Source organism: Vibrio sp. Vb0667, assembly GCF_033391095.1.
This window is the reverse complement of sequence record NZ_JAWPOL010000394.1, coordinates 1-1049: the sequence shown is the minus strand read 5'-3', so window position 1 is coordinate 1049 and position 1049 is coordinate 1. Positions and strand designations below refer to the sequence as shown.

The window sequence follows — 1049 nt, the reverse complement described above, 5'->3', positions numbered from 1 at the left end:
GATGTTGGCTTGCGAGCAGTTCCATACTGAACAATAACATCAATATTGAGATACGAAAAAGGCTCAGCAAGGAGCCTTTTTGCTAATTTTAGATATCTATTTCAATTACAGACTTAAAATCACACCCGCAATAGAAGCACTCATCAAGTTCGCCATAACGCCGGCAATAATCGCGCGGAAACCATGCTTAGAAACAAATGCACGCTTCTCTGGAACCAAAGAACCCACTCCGCCGATCAGCATTGCCATACTAGAGATGTTTGCAAAACCACACAGTGCGAAAGTCACGATAGCTTGAGAGTGAGCACTTAGCTGAGATTTCACTTCTGCTAGTTGGATGAAAGCAACAAACTCGTTCACCACGATCTTGTTACCAATAAGCGAGCCCGCCGTATTCGCCTCTTCCCATGGCACACCTAACAACCATGCGACAGGTGCAAATACGTAGCCTAAGATAAGCTCAAAGCTTAGTGGCGTACCAATAAGGTCTCCAGCCCAACCTAGCATCCCGTTCAACAACGCGATTACGCTGATGAACGCTAACAACGTACCACCTACAGACACAGCGATACGAACACCCGCCATTGCGCCATCGGCTAACGCTTCAACCACGTTAGTTGCGCGTGGAATTTCCACTTGGCTAATGTCGATATCTGGTGCTTTGTTCACATCTTCTGGCATGAGAATTTTTGCCATCAACAAGCCTGCGGGCGCAGACATAAAGGCAGCAGCGATAAGGTAGTTAAGATCAACACCCAACGAGGCATAACCGACCAACGTACCACCAGCTACTGATGCCAAACCACCTGTCATTACCGCAAAGAACTGCGAATCAGTCATGTGCTTTAGGTAGGGTTTCACCATTAGTGGCGCTTCGATAGTGCCGACAAAAATGTTTGCTGTTGCAGACAAAGACTCAGCACGACCAATGCCAAGAAGCTTTTGAATACCACCACCAATGAAGTTGATAACTTTTGGCATCACACCAATGTGATAAAGACCTGAGATAAGAGAGGAGAAGAAAACGATGATACCCAGAACATTGATCG

1 protein-coding gene is annotated in these 1049 nt (G+C 46.2%); it reads right to left on the bottom strand.

Annotated features, from left to right (window positions below; translation table 11 throughout):
• Positions 1-105: 105 nt before the first annotated feature.
• Positions 106-1047 carry a NupC/NupG family nucleoside CNT transporter gene (locus tag R8269_RS26170; RefSeq protein ID WP_318223034.1) on the bottom strand — a complete coding sequence of 314 codons (942 nt, stop codon included), beginning with the start codon at positions 1045-1047 and terminating at the stop codon, positions 106-108.
• Between the last annotated feature and the right edge of the window lie 2 nt (positions 1048-1049).